The organism is Haloarcula sp. HT12 (assembly GCF_055271655.1).
In genome coordinates this window covers 1-19,267 of record NZ_JBUXKW010000001.1, presented here as the reverse complement: position 1 = coordinate 19,267, position 19,267 = coordinate 1, and the positions used below count along the sequence as shown (strand labels likewise).

Annotated in this window: 13 protein-coding genes and 1 pseudogene; 10 read left to right on the top strand and 4 right to left on the bottom strand. The window is 64.5% G+C overall.

Translation table 11 applies throughout. The features are described from left to right. The first annotated feature begins 19 nt into the window (after positions 1–19). The 5 genes from ACY9XZ_RS00070 (at position 20) to ACY9XZ_RS00050 (ending at position 7,232) form a co-directional block, all read left to right on the top strand. On the top strand, positions 20–520 hold the full coding sequence (locus tag ACY9XZ_RS00070) for a TIGR04206 family protein (protein WP_463455069.1): 501 nt from the start codon (positions 20–22) through the stop codon (positions 518–520). A gap of 133 nt (positions 521–653) precedes the next feature. Next, positions 654–2,273 (top strand): type II/IV secretion system ATPase subunit, encoded by a 1,620-nt coding sequence (locus ACY9XZ_RS00065; RefSeq protein WP_463455068.1) that lies wholly within the window; start codon positions 654–656, stop codon positions 2,271–2,273. Between the two features lies 1 nt (position 2,274). Continuing rightward, on the top strand, positions 2,275–4,722 hold the full coding sequence (locus tag ACY9XZ_RS00060) for a type II secretion system F family protein (RefSeq protein ID WP_463455067.1): 2,448 nt from the start codon (positions 2,275–2,277) through the stop codon (positions 4,720–4,722). 38 nt (positions 4,723–4,760) lie between these two features. Next, the gene (ligA, locus tag ACY9XZ_RS00055; RefSeq protein ID WP_463455066.1) at positions 4,761–6,422 is read left to right on the top strand and encodes an ATP-dependent DNA ligase LigA; all 1,662 of its coding nucleotides are present in this window, start codon (positions 4,761–4,763) and stop codon (positions 6,420–6,422) included. A 63-nt stretch (positions 6,423–6,485) separates the two neighbouring features. After that, positions 6,486–7,232 (top strand): MBL fold metallo-hydrolase, encoded by a 747-nt coding sequence (locus ACY9XZ_RS00050; protein ID WP_463455065.1) that lies wholly within the window; start codon positions 6,486–6,488, stop codon positions 7,230–7,232. Here the strand turns inward: ACY9XZ_RS00050 and ACY9XZ_RS00045 are convergent, their stop codons facing one another. Together ACY9XZ_RS00045 and ACY9XZ_RS00040 are read right to left on the bottom strand one after the other, a co-directional pair. Further along, positions 7,233–8,339: a DNA topoisomerase IV subunit A gene (locus ACY9XZ_RS00045; RefSeq protein WP_463455064.1), complete on the bottom strand. Its 1,107-nt coding sequence runs from the start codon at positions 8,337–8,339 to the stop codon at positions 7,233–7,235. 1 nt (position 8,340) lies between these two features. Beyond that, positions 8,341–10,731 carry a DNA topoisomerase VI subunit B gene (locus ACY9XZ_RS00040; RefSeq protein WP_463455063.1) on the bottom strand — a complete coding sequence of 797 codons (2,391 nt, stop codon included), beginning with the start codon at positions 10,729–10,731 and terminating at the stop codon, positions 8,341–8,343. Positions 10,732–10,870: 139 nt separating this feature from the next. On the opposite strand from ACY9XZ_RS00040, the gene gyrB reads away from it, so the two are divergent. The 3 genes from gyrB to ACY9XZ_RS00025 all read left to right on the top strand — a co-directional run bounded on the left by gyrB (position 10,871) and on the right by ACY9XZ_RS00025 (position 16,411). Further along, a complete protein-coding gene (gene gyrB, locus ACY9XZ_RS00035; protein WP_463455062.1) occupies positions 10,871–12,799 on the top strand; it encodes a DNA topoisomerase (ATP-hydrolyzing) subunit B in 1,929 nt (642 codons plus the stop codon). Beyond that, positions 12,796–15,243: a DNA gyrase subunit A gene (gene gyrA, locus ACY9XZ_RS00030; RefSeq protein ID WP_463455061.1), complete on the top strand. Its 2,448-nt coding sequence runs from the start codon at positions 12,796–12,798 to the stop codon at positions 15,241–15,243. The genes gyrB and gyrA overlap by 4 nt, the downstream gene beginning before the upstream one ends. Positions 15,244–15,364: 121 nt before the next feature. After that, positions 15,365–16,411 (top strand): ferredoxin--NADP reductase, encoded by a 1,047-nt coding sequence (locus ACY9XZ_RS00025; RefSeq protein WP_463455060.1) that lies wholly within the window; start codon positions 15,365–15,367, stop codon positions 16,409–16,411. On the opposite strand, the gene rocF is transcribed toward ACY9XZ_RS00025, so the two are convergent. Beyond that, positions 16,412–17,326: an arginase gene (rocF, locus tag ACY9XZ_RS00020; protein WP_463455059.1), complete on the bottom strand. Its 915-nt coding sequence runs from the start codon at positions 17,324–17,326 to the stop codon at positions 16,412–16,414. A gap of 62 nt (positions 17,327–17,388) precedes the next feature. Continuing rightward, positions 17,389–18,306 carry an NAD-dependent epimerase/dehydratase family protein gene (locus ACY9XZ_RS00015; RefSeq protein WP_463455058.1) on the bottom strand — a complete coding sequence of 306 codons (918 nt, stop codon included), beginning with the start codon at positions 18,304–18,306 and terminating at the stop codon, positions 17,389–17,391. 110 nt (positions 18,307–18,416) lie between these two features. Here ACY9XZ_RS00015 and ACY9XZ_RS00010 point away from each other — a divergent pair, with 110 nt between their 5' ends. Further along, positions 18,417–18,950: an Rrf2 family transcriptional regulator gene (locus tag ACY9XZ_RS00010; RefSeq protein WP_463455057.1), complete on the top strand. Its 534-nt coding sequence runs from the start codon at positions 18,417–18,419 to the stop codon at positions 18,948–18,950. Positions 18,951–19,088: 138 nt separating this feature from the next. Then, positions 19,089–19,267: pseudogene (locus ACY9XZ_RS00005) on the top strand (NAD(P)/FAD-dependent oxidoreductase); the annotation flags it as partial.

Below are 19,267 nucleotides of genomic sequence, written 5' to 3'. Positions count from 1 at the left end.
CCCACCCTCTGACAGTAGCATGGCCTGGGTGAAGTCAGAGTACGCCGGCGAGTTCGCGGTGCTTGCGACGTGGCTCGTGGGGCTGGCCCCGTGGTCGGTGTCGCTGTTCGAGATTGAGGGGCTGACTGTCATCGGGCTCCGGTTTCTCCCCTTTCGGTTCCAGTTCATCTTCGGCGCGACGCTCCCCGGGGAGCAGCCCTTTCTCTGGGCCTGGCAGGTCGCCGCGTTTCAGGAGTCGGACCCGCTTGCGCTCGCCGGAACACTCGGGTTCGCAGCCCTGGCCGTTTTCCTGCTCCCGCTCGGGCTCAGTCTCTACTACTACGCCGCTGAGGACCGCGTCGAAGCGACCCTACCCGTCGACCCTGTCCGGCTGTTCGGCGGGCTGCTTGGACTTGTGGGCGTCCTCACGCTCGCGGCCAGTGGGCTTTTCATCACGTCGTTTCCCGGTATCACCGTTCCTGTCGGCGCGCTCGTCGCGCTCGTGTTCGCCTATCTCCTGTTGACTGTCGACCGAGCGTGACGGACAGCGCCGGCCAGTTCGTTCGACCGCTGGCGATTAGACTGCTGATAATTCGGCGAGCGAATTTAAGTAGGTGGATACGATAGCAGAGGTATATTCCGCGGAGCGCCGTGTGCTCCCCACTGGACCACCGATGTCGAACCCAGAAACTCCCGAACCCGGTGACTTCGTCTCGGACCCGCTCGGCCACATCCAGTCGTGGCTCTCGCGGACTGCAACGGTGTTGAGCGGGTCGGCGGTTCCGACGGCGAACTACGACCCCAGCCGCCACGGGACGCTGGTCGACTTCGACGGCCTGGACGGCTACAACGAGGTCGAACGCTACTGGCTGAACGCCCCCTTCGCCTTCGCCTCTATCAACCACGACCCGGACCGCGACGAGCACCTGTATCAGGTCGTCGAGCCGTCGCTTTCCGACCTTGAGCGGGAACTCCTCGACCGTCTGTTCGAGGACATCCGCATCCCGCTCATCTACCGCGACGACGTCGACACCGACCCGGAGCGGGTCCTCGCCGAGGAACTCGAAGCCAGGCTGGAGGAGTACGGCGTCGTCATCGAGCCGGAGACGTTCTACCGGCTGTTTTACTACCTGCATCGCTCCTTCCAGGGCTACGGTCACATCGACCCCCTGATGCACGACCCGGACATCGAGGACATCTCCTGTGACGGGGCGAACCTCCCCATCTTCGTCTACCACGACGGCTACACGGACATCGAGACGAGCATCGTCTACGACGCCGACGAACTGAACGACTTCGTCATCCAGCTGGCCCAGCGCTCGGGCCGACACGTCTCCGTCTCGGACCCCGTCGTCTCCACGACGCTCCCGGACGGCTCGCGTATCGAACTGGCGCTCGGCGAGGAAGTGACCCCGCGCGGCTCGGCGTTCACCATCCGAAAATACGCCGACGAGCCCTTTACGCCGATTGAACTGCTGGAGTACGGCACGTTCTCCGTCGAGATGCTCGCCTACCTCTGGCTCGCCATCGAGTCCAACAAGTCGCTCATCTTCGCGGGCGGGACGGCGGCCGGCAAGACCACGTCGATGAACGCGCTGGCGATGTTCCTCCCGCCCCGGTCGAAGGTGCTCTCTATCGAAGACACCCGCGAGCTATCCCTGTATCACGACAACTGGCTCTCGTCGGTCACCCGCGAGCGACTGGACGATTCGGACATCACGATGTACGACCTGTTGCGATCCGCGCTTCGGCACCGCCCCGAGTACATCATCGTCGGCGAGGTGCGCGGCGAGGAGGCCATCACGCTGTTCCAGGCAATGAACACCGGTCACACGACGTTCTCGACGATGCACGCGGACTCCGTCCAGACCGTCATCAACCGGCTGGAGAACGAGCCGATCAACGTCCCGCGACCGATGGTCCAGAGCCTCGATATCCTCTGTGTGCAGGTGCTGGCCCGCTCGGGCGACGAGCGCGTCCGCCGCGCGAAGACGCTCGCCGAGATCGAGGGCATCGACCAGCGCACCGGCGAACTGGACTACTCGACGACGTACAACTGGCGGGCGACCGAGGACCGCTTCACCGAGAACAACAGCGAGCTGCTGGACGAGATTCGGGCGGAGCGGGGCTGGACGCAGTCGGAGCTGCTGACCGAACTCCGCAACCGCCAGCGGTTCCTCCGCTATCTCCAGTCCGAAGGCATCACCGACTACCGGAAGTTCACGGCGATGGTCAACAAGTACTACGCGGACAAAGAGCAAGTCATGGCGAACATCGACGACGCGATAGCCTGACATGGCGCTGAACCCGCTCGGTCTGGCACCGCTCGCCGTCGTCGTCGGGATTCTCGGGCTGGTCGGTTACAGCACTGTCAACGAGCGCTTCGACCGTAACGTCACCCGGCTGTCCCGACGCCTCTTCGGCCGGTACGTGGGCGAGTCGCCCGAGCGCGAGCGCCAGCTCGAAGCCGCGTACGTCGACGAGACCTATCGCGGCTACGCTGCCAGAACGCTGGTGTACGCCTGCGTGGGTGCCGTTGCGGGAGCGATCTCTGGCGCGTACGCCATCGGTGGCCTGTTGCTGGTGTTGCCGGCGCTGGTGGAGCTTGCACAGGGCCTCCCCTCGACGATGGTCAACGCCTTCGGCCTGCGGACGTTCGAACTCGTGTTGACACCGACGGAGACCCTCTATATCCTCATCGGCGGCGGGTTGCTCTCGGGTACGGCGACGGCCGGGCTCACGTATCTGTACCGCTGGGAGCGCCTCAAAAACCGGGCGGACGTACGGAGCCGGAACATCGACGAGGGGATGGCCCGAACCATCGCGTTCATGTACGCCCTCTCCCGCGGTGGCATGTCGTTCCCGGACGTGATGCGCGTGCTGGCCCGAAATCAGGAGATCTACGGCGACACGGCGAAGGAAATCGGCGTCGCCGTCAGGGAGATGGACCTGTTCGGCCGGGACATGATTACGGCGCTGGAACACGTCTCGCGACGGACTCCCAGCGAACAGTTCAAGACCTTCACCGAGAACCTCTCCAGTGTCCTCCAGAGCGGCCAGTCGCTGGCCCCGTTTCTCCGCGAGCAGTACGAGCGCCACCAGGAGCAGGCCGCCGAGCGCCAGGCGGACCTGCTCGAACGGCTGGCGACGGTCGCGGAGGCGTACGTCACCGTGTTCGTCGCCGCCGTACTCTTCCTGATGACGATTCTGCTCGTCTTCGGCCTGACGACGACGGACACGCTCTGGCTGTTACAGCTGATGGCGTATCTCGTCATCCCGCTGGCCAACGTCGGGTTCATGGTGTATCTCGATATCAAGCTCCAGTCGCTTGGCATCAGTAGCGGCGGCACGACGGACATCCTGGAGCGCTACGAGACGGCGACGCTGGGGAAACCCGGTCTGGGAACCGACCGTCTCGGCCTGCCCGACGGCGGCGTCGTCCCGGCTGACGAGGCGAACTGGCTCCGACTCCGGTTCCACGACCGAATCAAATCGCTTCGGGACCTGCTCAGCGCCCCGATTCAGTCGCTGGTCTGGAACCCGGTGTACGTCCTCTACCTCGCCGTACCCGTCGCGGTGGTACTGCTGCTCGTCCGCGCCCCGACGGCGTTCCAGGCGTCGACGGTCAACGTCCGTATCCTCGACGATCTCGTCATCCAGTCGGTTCTCCTGATTCTGGGGCCGTTCGCGCTGGTGCGGTTCATCTACACTCGACGGCTGTTCCGCATCGAAAACGCGACGCCGGACCTGCTCGAACGGCTGGCGAGCCTGAACGAGGCCGGGATGACCGTCGTGGAGAGCCTCCGACGGGTCCGCGGCAGTGACATCGGCGTACTCACCGAGGAGATGCACCGCATCTGGGCCGACATCAGGATGGGTGCGAACATCGACGACGCGCTCGTTCGGTTCGGCCGTCGGGTCCAGACCACGGCGATTACGCGTATCGTGACGCTGCTGACCCACGCGATGCACGCCTCGGGCCAGCTCGGGCCGGTGTTCCGCATCGCGGCGACCCAGTCGCGGGCCGACCTCCGGCTGAAGCGCCGGCGACGCCAGCAGATGCTCACCTACCTCGTCGTCATCTACGTCGCCTTCCTGGTGTTCCTGGTCATCATCGTCGCCGTGCAGGAAGTACTCGTCCCCAGCCTCCCCTCCAGCGTGCCGACGCCGGCCGGCGAGTCGAACCGACTGGGCGTCAACGTCGACCAGTTCGCCCGCTTCGGCCGCGTGGACAAGGCCGCCTACACGCTCGTGTTCTTCCACACCGCACTCATTCAGGCGGTCCTGACCGGCTTCATCGGCGGCCAACTGGGCGAGGGCACGCTCAAGGCCGGCGCGAAACACGCCGCAATTTTGCTGGGCGTCGCCTACGTCGCGTTCATCTTGCTGTCCTCGCCGGTCGCGTCGATGACGGTCACCAGCCCCGCCGTCTCGGGCGACCAGATAACGGTCGAATCGGCGTCGCTCTCGGAGGGCGGGTTCATCGTCGTCCGCCAGTTCGAGGCCGACGGGAGAGTGCTCGGGACCTCCGAGTACCTCGCTTCCGGAAGCCACAGCGACGTGCGGATCACGCTCGACAGACCGCCGTCGTCCGGCCAGCCGATCGTGCTGGTAGCCCACCAGGACACCAACGGGAACCAACAGCTCGACTACCCCTTCGACGGCAATTCCGGGTCGCCGGACCGGCCGTACGCGTCGTCGACGGCCGGCGAGAACGTCACGGTCGAGTATACGGTCGAGTGACGCTGGATTTACGGTTTCCAATCGGGTAGGGGAGGCTGATGGAGTTCGCCGCCTTCGCCGACCGGGCCGAGGAAATCGAAGCCGAGAGCGCTGACACCGCGATTACTGAGGCGGTGACCGACCTGTTCACTGACGCGGGATCGGACCTCTCGACGCTCGCCCGCTTCGTCCAGGGCCGGGTGTTTCCGGCCTACGAATCTCGCACGCTCGATATCGGACCGCGGCTCTGCTACGAGGCGATTGCCCGGGCGGCCGGCCAGAACGTCAGCGCTGACGACGTGGAGCAGCGGCTCGCGGACGTGGGCGAAATCGGAGCCGTCGCGGCCAGCTACGACCTCGGCGGCCAGCAGGGCCTCGCCGCCTTCGGCGCAGGAGGTGGGAGCGACGCACTGACTATCGCCGAACTCGACGCCGAGCTACGGGAGCTGGCCGCTGTCGACGGCAGCGGGAGCCAGGGGACGAAAGTAGATATCCTCTTTGGCCTGTTCTCGCGGTGCTCGTCGACGGAAGCCGGCTACCTCGCACGGCTCGTCCTCTCGGAGATGCGCATCGGCGTCGGCGAGGGAACCGTTCGGGACGCCGTCGCGGCCGCCTTCGACGTGCCGGTCGCGGCCGTCGAACGGGCCGTGCAGGTGTCAAACGACTACGGCATGGTCGCCGAGGTGGCCCGCGAGGACGGCGAGTCCGGACTGGCGACCATCACGCTCGAAATCGGCCGTCCCGTGCAAGCGATGCTGGCCCAGGCCGGCACCGTCGCCGGCGCGCTGGACGACTGGGACCGCGCCGCCGTCGAGTGGAAGTACGACGGCGCTCGCGTCCAGGTCCACTTCGACGGCGAGGACGCCCGGCTGTTCTCCCGGAACATGGAGGAAGTCACGGACCCGCTTCCGGAGGTCGTCGACACCGTCGAGTCGACGCTGGACGCGCCGGCAATCCTCGACGGCGAGGTGGTCGCGGTCGACGCGGACGGCGACCCGCTCCCGTTCCAGGAGGTGCTGCGGCGCTTCCGCCGGAAACACGACGTGGCCGCGGCCCGCGAGGACGTGGCCGTCCGCCTGCACGCCTTCGACTGCCTGCACGCCGACGGCGAGGACCTACTAGACGCCTCGCTGGAGACGCGCCACGACCGCCTCAAGTCGCTGTTCCCAGCCGGGAGCGAAATTGTCTCGCGGATGTGGCTGTCCGACGACCCCGAGGAGATCGAGGCCCTGGAAACGGAGGCCCTCGCCGCCGGACAGGAGGGTATCATGCTGAAAGCCCCGACGGCGTCGTACTCCCCCGGCAAGCGGGGCAAGCACTGGCGCAAGCGAAAGCCCGACGTGGAGACGCTCGATTGCGTGGTCACCGGCGCGGAGTGGGGCGAGGGCCGGCGGGCGAATGTCCTCGGATCGTTCGAACTCTCGGTGCGAACCGACGACGGCTACGTCACCGTCGGTAACGTTGCCACGGGTATCACCGACGCCGAACTCGACGACCTGACGGAGCGCTTCGAACCGCACATCCGCAGTGAGGACGGCCGCGACGTGACCCTTGACCCAGCCATCGTCTTCGAGGTCGGCTACGAGGAGATTCAGACTTCCCAATCCTACGACGCGGGCTATGCGCTCCGGTTCCCGCGGTTCCTCTCGGTCCGCGAGGACAAGATCCCCGCGGATGCCGACTCGCTGGAACGGGTCGAGCGGCTGGCTGGGTCGCAGTGACGGTGCTTTGCTACTTGGAAGTGGACCGACACGCGTAATTGTCGGCTCCGAGAAGGCCCGCACATGACAGTCAGACACGACGGCATCACCGCGGAGTGGCTCGGCTACGCGACGCTCCGACTGGAAGGCGATGACACGGTCGTCTACTTCGACCCCGGCCGCTACGGCGTCCTCACCGGCGAGTGGGAACCGGACACGCCCGGCGTCGGCCATCCGCCAACGCAGGACTACGCGCCGAAGGACGGGGACATCGTCTGTGTAACCCACATCCACCACTACGACCCGGACGGCATCCGGCGGGTCGCCGCTGAAGACGCCACCGTCGTCGCGTTCGAGGGCATCAACGTCCACGCGACCGACCGCGACCTCGACCGCCTGGCCGACCTCGACTACGAGGTCCGCAAAGTGGGGATGGAGGCCGACCTGCTGGTCGACGACGTTCCGATCTGGACCATGCCGGCCTACAACCACGAGGACGGCCGGAACGTGAAAGACGACGGCAGTCCGATTCATCCGAAAGGCATCGGCTGTGGCTTCCTCGTTGCGCTGGACGACACTCGCGTGTTCTGGACCGGAGATACTGACGTGCTGGAGGGCCACGCCGAACTCGACGTGTCGCTGTTCGTCCCCTCTATCGCCCAGAACTTCACGATGAACCGCCACGAAGCCGCCGATCTGGCGGAGGCGATGGACCCCGACCTCGTCCTCCCGATGCACTACAACACGTTCACGTCGCTGGAAGCCGACTCCGGTGCGTTCGCGGAGGACGTCGCGAAACGCGGCGTCCCGGTCGTACTCGACGAGAACTAGTTAGAGGATACCCATTTCGTCCAGCCGTTCGGGCAGATACGTGTCCGTCACGAAATCAAGCCCCCGAGACGCGAGCGCCTGCTGCTCTGCCTTCTTGTTGATGTCCAGCTGGAGTTCGATCTGTTCCTCCCAGAACTCCGTCTGGAACCGCGGGTCCTCCAGTTCGCTCTCCAGGGCGTTCACGTCGGAGTCCGACAGCGGATCCGTCGGCAGTTCGTACTCGACGATGTCCTCCGGGCGGATGCCGATGAACTGGGCCTCGGGGGTCGCCAGGTACTCCGAGAGGTGGGCCGATTTGATGGAGCCGTAGGAGACCGACCCGAAGATACGGTACGACCATGGATCACCGTCAGTGAACACCGTGACCGGGAGGTCGAGTTCGTCGTGCAGCCGCTTGATGAGCCGCCGGGTGGCCCGCGCGGGCTGGCCGCCGAGGTGGACGACCAGGGCGTCGTACTCGTCGTCGAAGCCGTTCTCGACGAGGCGGTCGCGCATGCCGCCGGTCTCCACGCAGAGGACGAACTTCGCGTCGTTGTCGAGGAACTCGATGGTGTCGGGGTTGTTCGGGATCTGGTAGCCGCCCTGGCCAACGTCGTCCTGGCAGTGGATCTCGCGGTCGCCGCGGTTGGTCTGCTCGCGGAGGAGCAGCGGCCCCATCACTTTTGCGCCGGACTCTTCCGGGCGCATGTGGAAGTCCTCGCGTTTCACGTCGGAGACGATTTCGAGGTCCTCGATGAGGTTATTCGACTCGTCCTGCGTGTTGAACTGGGCCTCGTCGAGGTCCCAGGACTCCGAGAGGTAGTACAGTTCACGCAGGGTCGAAGAGCGGTCTTCCTCCAGTTGCTGGGAGAGGAAATCGATAGTGTAGACGGCCTTCAGGATCTTCTCGGCCCCGGATATCGTCTTCGCCGACCGGGTTGAGTCGCGATCGCCGTACACCCAGACCTGCTCGTCCTCGTCGAAGACGATGTTCGATTTGGTCCGGGTCGGGATGGTCATCGTCGGGACCTCGCCGTCGGCGAACTGGTCGTAGAAGTCCGCCGCGAGGTCGATGAGTTGCTCGCGCGCTTCCTCGGTGTCTGGTGTGGTGTCTGAGTCGGTGCTCATATCAGGCGTTCACCGTGAGTTTCTCGTCTTCGATGCCGTCGACCGAGACGGTGAACTCGGCCTCGCCGGAGACGCTGTATTCCAGCACGGCGGTCTCGCCGGCCCCGACGGTCGGGGACCACTTGACGAACCACTCGCCGTCCATCTCGACGACCGTCGCGCCGTTCGTGTCCTGCGGTTCGGCGGTGACGATGTCGGTCAGTTCCACGTCCGCGTTCGTGTCGTCGTTGTTCTCGATGCGGACCCGGACGGTGCCGTCCTCGACCTCGCGCTCGATGAGGACGTTGTTCATGATGCGGGCCAGCGAGTCGTCGATGTGGAGGTCGTCGTTGCCGGTCACCTCGGTGAGCTTCTCGGCCATCTCCGGGAGGATGGTCGCCAGCTTGTCCTGCTTCTCGCGACGCTGTTGCATCGACTGGCGCTTGTTCAGGTAGCTTTTGAGTTCGCGGGCGGCCTCCCGGATGGCGAGTTCGATCTCGTCTTCCATCTCGGGGACGTTCGCGATGGCGTCCTTCGATTCGCTGGTGAAGGGAACGTTCGTCGAGGCGACGTGGACCATGATGACGGCCGGTCCCTTCGGGATGCCGGAGCCGCCGGGCTGGTCGAGGTTGTAGTTGCGCCAGCGGATGGATTTCACGACGTCAGTCGTGGCACAGGCCCCGCGCTGGTAGACGAGTGGCACGCGGTTGGCGAAGCGCATTACGTCGACGGGTCCTTCGGCTTCGAGTTCGCCGCCGTAGGCGATGCCGGCCTCGACGATGAACGGGTCGCCGCCGTGGACCGACGCGTCCCGCGTCGACGCGGCGTAGAAGTCCGCGTCGAACTCTTTCCGAAGTCCTTCCTCGACGAGTTCCGCGCTGATAGGCGAGAGGCAGTCCGTCGGCGGCGCGATGATGTCCGTCTCGCGCATCGCCGACAGCAGTTCGCTCGCGGTGTCGCGGTCGTCGGCGATGTCGGCGACCTTCGGCGGCTCTTCGGGGACGCCCTCGGCGGCCGTCCAGAGCGCTTCGAGGACGTTTTCGCGGGCCGTCTCGCCGTAGGTAGCGTCGTCCTGCTCCTCGGTCATGTCGGCCGCGCGGTCGATGTAGCCCCGGAGCTCGTCGCGGGTCAGCCGGTGGCGGCCGTCGTCGGCGAACTTGTCGGCCAGTCGGCTCGCAAGCCCCTCGATGGCGGCGTCGTCCTTACGTTTCGTCGTCACGTCGTCGACGAGCGCGTAGAGGTCGCTCGATAGATCCTCGGTGACGGCCGCCCAGGCGGCGTCGACGGCGTTCTCCCGAACCGTCGCACCGAAGGTGGTGTCGCTGTCGGCTTCGGCGTCAGCCGCGGCGTCGTCGACGATGGCTTCGACCTCGTGATACGCGACCCGGTCGCGGTCGTGGATGGCGTCGGAGACGGCGGCGGCGAACGTCGCGGTGGTTTCAGCGCCCTTGTTGGCGACAGCGTCCTCGACAGTGGCCTCGATATCTGCCTCCTCGTTGACTTTCGGCGGCTGCCAGGCCATGCCGCGGCCGTAGTGGCGGTCGTTGAAGTTCGCGATGACGCTGTCGGCGGTCTTGCCGCCGACGCGGGTGAACTCCTCCTGCATGAATCCGGACACGGAGTACGAATCCGTTGCTTCGAGCATCTTCAGGAGCGTCCCCAGTTCGACGCCGTGAGGGTGCGGGCGTATCTCCTCGGTCTCGTCGGGGAGTTCGGCGCGCTCGGCCCGCTCGAACTTCAGCGATTCGTCCAGTCCCGGCTCGTCGAACTCGATGCGGGCGTGCGGGTTGACGACGGCGGTGTCCTGGATGTAGTCCCGCAGCGTCGAGCGAGCCCGCATGTTGGCTTCCATCTCCAGTTCGATGCGGGTCCCGTGGGGGCGCTCCCACGTCGTCGTCTCGTCGACGCTGATTTCTGGCTCGTTCGTGTCCGTGTCGACGATGAGTTCGAAGTACTGGGCCTCGTCCTGGCCCTTCGGTCGGGAGGTGATTTTCGCCGGCTTGCCGGAGGTGAGTTGCGAGTAGAGTACGGCCGCAGAGATCCCGATCCCCTGCTGCCCGCGGTTCTGCTCTCTGGCGTGAAAACGGGAGCCATAGAGGAGCTTCCCGAAGATTTTCGGCGCCTGTTCCTTCGTGATACCGGGGCCGTTGTCCTCGACGACCAGTTTGTAGTAGTCGCCGGACTCCTGGATTTCGACGTAGATATCGGGGAGGATACCGGCCTCTTCGCAGGCATCGAGCGCGTTGTCGACAGCCTCTTTGACGGCCGTGACAAGCGCCCGGGCCTCCGAGTCGAAGCCCAGCATGTGCTTGTTCTTCTCGAAGAACTCGGCGATGGAGATGGCCCGCTGGGATTCGGCCAACTCCTCGGCGATCCCCTCGCCCTCGCCGAGTCGCGACTGATACGAGGTCATTGTCGTGCGGTACGTACCCGCGTCGGGGTTAAAAGGTAATCGCCACCGGAGTGAAAGTGAACGCTGTCCCCCAAAATCGGGCTCCCGCGCGCGTGCGGGAGCTTTATACGTCCCCCTCTATTAGGACGGGTAAGTTCCTATGTCAGGAGAGTCTGATGAGTACGGCGCAAAGTCGATCCAGACCCTCGAAGGGCTGGAAGCCGTCCAGAAACGACCTGCGATGTATATCGGGTCGACGGACGCTCGCGGTCTCCACCATCTCGTCTACGAGGTGGTCGACAACGCGATCGACGAGGCGCTCGCCGGCTACTGTGACAACATCGACGTAACGATTCACGACGACGGCTCCGTCTCTGTCAGCGACGAAGGGCGGGGAATCCCCGTCGATACCCACGAAGAACACGGCCGCCCGGCCGTCGAGGTCGTGATGACGATTCTCCACGCCGGTGGGAAATTCGACAACAAGTCCTACCAGGTCTCCGGGGGTCTCCACGGGGTCGGTGTGAGCGTCGTCAACGCCCTCTCGAAGTGGCTCGAAGTCGAGGTCAGGCGCGACGGCGCGCTCTGGAAGCAGCGCTTCGACCACGGCAAACCGGAGTACGACCTGAAGAAAGTTCGGGACCTCGAACCCGGCGAAGAGACGGGCACGACCGTTCGGTTCTGGCCCGACGACGAGATCTTCGAGACCGGCGAGTTCAAGTTCTCGACGCTCTCGTCCCGACTGCGGGAACTCGCCTTCCTCAACTCCGGTGTCGCCATCTCCATCATCGACGAGCGCGATGGCGAAACGGAGACGTTCGCCTACGACGGCGGCATCCGCGAGTTCGTCGAGTATCTGAACGAGACAAAGGACCCGCTCCACCGCGACATCATCTACTTCGAGGACGAAGAGGAGATCGCGGAGGGACCGGTCCAGGTCGAAATCGCCATGCAGGGGACCGACGACCTGCAGGGCTCGATCCACGCCTTCGCCAACAACATCAACACACGCGAGGGCGGGACACACCTCACAGGGTTCAAAACGTCGCTCACACGGGTCGTCAACGACTACGCGACCGACAACAATCTGCTGAAAGACCTGGACGATACGCTCAAGGGCGACGACATCCGCGAGGGGCTGACGGCCGTCATTTCTGTCAAACATCCCGACCCGCAGTTCGAGGGCCAGACCAAGACGAAGCTCGGCAACAGCGAGGTCCGTGGCATCGTCGAATCGGCGATGCACGACGGCTTGGCGACCTTCTTCGAGGAGAACCCCGATACCGCCGAGGCCATCGTCGGGAAGGCCGTCGAGGCCGCGAAAGCGCGGAAGGCCGCACAGAAGGCCGAAGAGCTCACCCGGCGGAAATCGGCACTGGATTCGACGGCACTGCCCGGCAAGCTCGCGGACTGCCAGACGCGGGACCCCGAGGAAGCCGAACTGTTCATCGCGGAGGGTGACTCCGCGGGCGGCAGCGCCAAGCAGGGTCGGAACCCGGAGTTCCAGGCCATCCTCCCCATCAAAGGGAAGATTCTGAACGTCGAGAAACACCGTCTGGACCGGATTCTAGAGAACAACGAGATACGGAACCTCATCACCGCGCTGGGGACCGGGATCGGCGACGAGTTCGACATCGAGGACCTTCGCTACGAGAAGATCATTCTGATGACCGACGCAGATGTCGACGGGGCACACATCCGGACGCTCCTGCTGACGCTTTTCTACCGGCACATGAAGCCGCTGCTGGAAGCAGGCTACGTGTACGCCTCCCAGCCGCCGCTGTACCGGATCCGCTACCGCGGGAACACCTACGACGCGATGACGGACGCGGAGCGCGACAAAATCATCGAGGAGAAGTGTGACGGGAACCCCACTCAGGTCCAGCGGTTCAAGGGCCTCGGTGAGATGAACCCCGAACAGCTCTGGGAAACGACGATGAACCCCGACAACCGGATTCTCAAGCAGATCACCATCGAAGACGCCGCAGCCGCGGACAAGATGTTCAACGTCCTGATGGGCGACGCCGTCGAACCGCGCAAGGAATTCATCAAGGAGCACTCGCCTGAAGCGGAGTGGGTCGACATATGAGCTCCGACGCTAACGACCCGAACGCGCCGGCAGAGCAGATCAAGCACGTCCGTATCGAGGACGAGATGGAGCAGTCCTACATCGACTACGCGATGTCGGTCATCGCGGGTCGGGCGCTCCCGGACGTTCGGGACGGCCTCAAGCCCGTCCATCGGCGCATCCTCTATGCGATGCACGAGATGGGCGTCTCTTCGAACTCTTCCCACCGGAAGTCGTCCTCGATTGTCGGGGACACGATGGGTGACTACCACCCACACGGCGACTCGGCCATCTACGATACGCTCGTCCGGATGGCCCAGGACTTCTCGATGCGGTATCCGCTGATCGACGGTCAGGGGAACTTCGGCTCGATGGACGGCGACCCGGCGGCCGCCATGCGCTACACTGAGGCCCGGATGGCCCCCATCGCCGAGGAACTGCTCGAAGACATCGAGAAAGACACCGTCGACTTCTCCAGCAACTACGACGACCGCCTGCAGGAACCCGACGTGCTGCCCTCGATGGTCCCGAACCTCCTGTTGAACGGGTCTTCGGGCATCGCCGTGGGCATGTCGACCAACATCCCGCCGCACAACCTCGGCGAACTGGTCGACGCGACGGTCCACCTGCTTGAAAACCCCGACTGTACGGTCGAGGACCTGATGGAACACATCAAAGGGCCGGACTTTCCGACCGGCGGCAACATCGTCGGGCGTGACGCCATCTACTCGGCGTACGCGACCGGTCGCGGCCGCCTGCGGGTCCGTGCGGAGTACGAGGTCGACCCGGAAGAGGGTCGCATCGTCATCTCTGAGCTCCCCTATCAGGAGAACAAGGCCCGCGTCGTCGAGCGCATCGCCGACGACGTGAACGAGGGGAAAATCGAGGGCATCTCGGACCTGCGTGACGAGTCCGACCGCAACGGCGTCCGCATCGTCATCGAACTCAAGCGCGGGGCGAACGTCGACGTGGTCGAGAACCGCCTGCTCGACCACCATCTTGAGTCCACCTTCGGCGTCATCAACCTCTCGCTGGTCGACGGCCAGCCCGAGGTCCTCTCGCTGAAGGAGACCCTCCAGCATTACATCGACCACCGCCGCGAGGTCGTCCGCCGCCGCTCCGAGTACGACCTCGCCGAGGCCGAGGACCGCGCCCACATCCTCGAAGGCCGACTGAAAGCACTGGAAAACGTCGAGGACGTGGTCGAACTCATCCGCAACAGCGAGGACCGCGACGCCGCACGAGCCGGCCTGCAGGAGTCATTCGAGTTCTCCGAGGACCAGGCCGCCCACATCGTCCGGATGCAGCTCGGCTCGCTCACCTCGATGGAAGCGGCCGAGATCGAGGCGGAGTACGAGGACGTACAGGACACTATCGACTACCTCGAATCCGTCCTCAACAGCCGTGCGAAACTCGACAGCGTCATCGCCGACGAACTCCAGGAAGTCAAAGACGAGTACGACGACGACCGCCGGACGAGCATCATCGAAGACGAGGGCCAGGTCACCCACGAGGACCTCATCCCCGAGGAAGACTGCGTCGTCGTCATCACGGAGGACGACTACATCAAGCGGATGCCGGTCGAGAACTTCGATCCCCAGAACCGCGGCGGCAAGGGGATCATCGGGGCAGACCCCAAGGAGAACGACCGCGTCTCGAAAGTGTTCCGGGCCAACAGCCACGACTACCTGCTCTGTTTCACCAACCAGGGGCAGGTCTACCGGCTCAAGACCTACGAGATCCCGGAGATGTCCCGCACCGCTCGGGGCAAGTCCGCCATCAACCTCATCGACTTGGACGACGGCGAGGAACTCACCGCCGTCGTCTCGACCGACGAGTTCGGCGACGACGAGTGTATCACGATGGTGACCCGGAACGGGTACGTCAAGCGGACCTGTTGTTCGGAGTTCGAGAACATCCTCTCGACGGGGATCATCGCCGCCAAGCTCGAAGACGGCGACGAACTCATCGACGTCGATGTCACCGACGGCACCGGCGACCTCGTTATCGCCACGGAGGCGGGGATGACCATCCGCTTCAGCGAGAGCGAAGTCAGCGAGATGGGCCGCTCGGCCCGCGGCGTCAACGGCATCAAACTGGAGGGCGACGACAAGGTCGCGGCGATGGTCGCCACCGACGACGACGACCCGCGGTCGCTGTTGACCGTGACCGAGCACGGCTTCGGGAAGCGCACCAAACTCGACGAGTACCGCACCCAGTCCCGCTACGGCAAGGGCCTCATCGACATCAAGACTGACGACCGCAACGGTCGCGTCTCGACCGCCAAGGCCGTCACCGACGAGGACCACCTGGTCATCATGTCCGAACAGGGCCAGATCATGCGTATCCGCGCCGGCGACGTCTCCCAGGTCGGTCGGAACACGAAGGGTGTGACGATCATGGGTCTAGAGAACGACGACCGTGTGGCGAGCGTGACGGTTGTGCCGGCGGAAACCGACAAGTAACCGCGAGCGAAGCGAGCGGCCTTTTTCGCCCACGTTTTTGCCGCGAGTGGTGGCCGCAGGCCACCCGAGCGGGAAAAAGGTGGTGGGGCAGACATACCAGTGTCGACGTCGTACCCCGCCTATGGACCTGCCGCGGCATCTCTCACAGCACGACCGGGCGGCACAGTTGCCGCTGGTCACTGAGGACGCGCGGGTGACGCTCGTCGAACCGATGGACCGCAACCGCAACAACGAGGTGCTGTCCGCGGTCCGGAAGCAGATTGCACCTGTCGGGGAGCAGTCGTGGTTATCGGCCGTCCGGAGCGGGTCGACAGTTCGGTGGCCTGAGTTACTCGACCGCTTGCGCGAGGCCGGGGCGTCGAAACGGCGGCTCGCACGGGTCAAGACGCTGGCCGAGCGCTTCGACCGCCCCTATCCGTCGTTGCTGCGTCTCCGCGTCAAGCCCGACGTGGACCTCGATTTCACACCCGGACAGTACGTCACGCTCAGGCTCCGGAACACGCCGCGAGCGTATTCGCTGGCCAACTCCCCGAGCGAGGACGAACTGGAGTTCTGCATCCGGCTGGTTCCCGGCGGGAAACTCACCAGCGGCCTGTTCGAACGCGTCCGCATCGGCGAAGACGTCGTCGTCCGCGGGCCGAACGGTCACATGGTACTTGACCCACCATCGAGTCGGGACATGGTGTTTCTGGCGACTGGAACCGGTGTCACGCCGTTCAAGAGCATGATCGACTACACATTCGAACAGGGGCGGGACGTGGTCGACGGCGAGCCGCGCGACATCTGGCTGTTTCTGGGCTGTGGCTGGGAGGACGACCTGCCCCACCGGGCGCACTTCCGGCGCCTCGACGCCGAATACGACCACTTCCATTTCGTTCCGACACTCACGCGCGAACCGCTCCTGACCGACTGGGACGGCGCGACCGACTACGTCCAGTCGGTGTTCGTCAGCTACGTCGCAAGCGACGCGCTGGAAGGCGCGGACCTGCCGGAGCGGTTCGACGCCGTCGGAACGCATCTACCACAGTCCGGCGTCGACGCCCGCATCGACCCGTCGAACGTCGAACTGTACGCGTGCGGTATCAGTGCGATGGTGTCGACGCTGGTCCGGGCCGCGCGAAGCGTCGGGATTCCCGAGTCCGAGATGCAGTACGAGGGGTTCGGATAGCTACAGTACGCGCTTGCCGAAGGCGCTGGCGACGAGTTCACAGCCCAGTTCCGCGGTGCGGTTGTGCTCGTCGAGAATGGGGTTCACCTCGACCATCTCCATCGAGCGCAGCTGGTCGTGGTGTTCGGCGACGTACTCCATCGCGATGTGGGCCTCGCGGTAGGAGACGCCGCCCCGAACCGGCGTGCCGACGCCGGGCGCTTCCGTCGGGTCGAGCCAGTCCAGGTCCAGCGAGACGTGTATTCCGTCCGTTCCGTCGGTGGCGATTTCAAGCGCTTCGTCGACGACTTCCGGCGCGCTCCGGGCGTCGATATCCGACATCGTGTACGCCGTGATGTCGCTTTCCTCGATCAGCCGGCGCTCCCCGTCGTCTACGTCCCGCAGGCCGACGATGACGACGTTTTCCTCGTTCACCGCCGGCGTGTGCGCCCACTCGTGGTCAGCGAACACGCCCAGCCCGAGGACGGCCGCCAGCGACATCCCGTGGATGTTCCCGCTGGGTGTGGTCTCCGGCGTGTTGAAATCGCCGTGGGCGTCAAACCAGATGACACCCAGTTCTTCGTTCTTGCGGGCCGCGCCCGCGATAGTCCCGATACCGATAGAGTGGTCGCCGCCAAGGACGAGCGGAAACCGCCCTTCCCGGAGGGTCCCGTCGACGGCCGTCGTCACGTCCTCACAGACCTCCTTCGTCTCTCTGAAGAACTTCGCGCGACCGCGTTCCAGGCCAGCGGCGTCGGGGTCGCGTTCCTCAGGCCGCGGCACGGCGATGTCGCCGCCGTCGACGCAGTCGATACCGATACCCGTCAACTGGTCGGCGAGACCGCCGTACCGTATCGCCGACGGACCCATGTCGACGCCGCGCCGGTCAGCGCCGAGGTCCATCGGGACGCCGAGGACGCGAACCTGTCGTTGCATACCGTCGCCTCCACGGGCGACGGATAAAGACCCAGCGTTGGGCCGGCGATGCCAGCGGTTCCCTACGTGTACGGCGCACAGACCATCTCGATACCTTCTTCGAAACGGATCTCCGGCTCCCAGCCGGTCGCGTCGTGCATCCTTGAGAAGTCAGCACAGGTGTCGTGGACGTACACGTCCTCGGGAATCGGGTTCTCGACGTACTCCGGTTCGATGTCGGTCCCGAGTTCGTCGTTCAGCATCTCGACGACGGTGTTGAAGTCGTAGGCCTCGCCGGTGCCGAGGTTGTACACGCCGTTCAGTTCGTGTTCGGCGGCCAGGACGAGCCCGCGGACGATGTCGTCGACGTGGGTGAAATCGCGGGTTTGATCGCCGTCGCCGTACAGCTTCGGCGCGTCGCCGCTGGCCAGGTCGTCGGCGAACTGGGCGATGACGTTCGCGTACTCGCCCTTGTGTTCCTCTGCACCGCCGTAGCCCTGATACACCGAGAAGAAGCGCATGCCGGCCAGCGTGAGGTCGTAGTGGTTCTGGAAGTACTCGGCGTAGGTCTCCCGAGCCATCTTCGAGGCCTCGTAGCCGGTGTTGACCGTCACGTCCATGTCCTCCGGCGAGGGATCCGTCCGACTACCGTAGATGGAGGAGGTCGAGGCGTAGACGACGGTGTCACAGCCGTCGTCACGGGCCTGCTCGACCGTGTTGACGAACCCCTCGACGTTCACGCGAGCGCCATGGGTCGGGTTGTCCTCGTGCATCGCATACGAGGAGAGCGCCGCGAGGTGAAACACCACGTCCACGTCGGTCGGCAGGTCGTCGTCGAGGACGCTCTGCTTGACGTACTCTACGTCTTCTGATACGTTCTCCGGCGTGCCGAGATAGCCGTCGTCGAGGGCGATGACATCGTTGTTCTCGGCCAGTTTGTTCGCGAGATTCGCACCGATGAACCCGCCACCGCCGGTCACCAGAACACGCTGACTTTCCATATATGTGTCAGGTCGCCGACGGAATAAAGTAGTATCGCTTTCGGCTATTCTGCGGCAGTTCCAGACGGTTTACCGTCGCATTTAAGGACGGCTATACCGAACAACAGATTATGTCATCTATCGAACTGACACCCAGTCAAAAGAACATTCTACAGGAACTGGTAAATCTCTATCGAGAAAGTGAGAGCGCCGTCAAAGGTGAGGACATCGCCGAAAAGGTCGACCGGAACCCCGGGACGATTCGCAACCAGATGCAGAGCCTCAAGGCCCTGCAGCTGGTCGAGGGCGTCCCTGGCCCCAAAGGTGGGTACAAGCCCACCGCCAACGCCTACGACGCGCTCCAGATCCAGGACATGGAACAGGCCGCGGAGGTCCCGCTACGCCACAACGGCGAACTCGTCGAACACTCCAATGTCGAGGAGATCGACCTGACCAGCGTCCACCACCCCGAGGAATGTCGCGCGGAGATTCAGCTCCAGGGAACGATGTCCCAGTTCCACGAGGGCGACTCCATCACCGTCGGCCCGACACCGCTGTCGAAGCTCCAGATCATCGGCACGCTCGAAGGCAAGGACGACACCAACAACAAACTCATCCTCGCTATCGACGATATGCGGGCACCGGCGGGCGAGCCGGAGCACTAGTTTCAGGGGTCTTCTGTACTTTTTCCTGCAGTCGACCGAGCGGAGCCGTGCGGTAATCATCACGGACTTTCACTGATAATTTTCCACGCTGAGAGCGATTTCAAAGGGTTTGTATCAGTCGGTTGCGGACTCTCCTGTATGACAGAGAACGTGGTCGTGCTGGGGTCGGGATATGCCGGGGCGGGCGCAATCAAGAGCCTGGAAGACGAACTGAACGGAGAGGCGGATGCCGATATCACCTGGATTTCTGACGTGGACTACCACCTGGTGTTGCACGAGTCCCACCGTTGCATTCGGGACCCGAGCGTCCAGGAGAA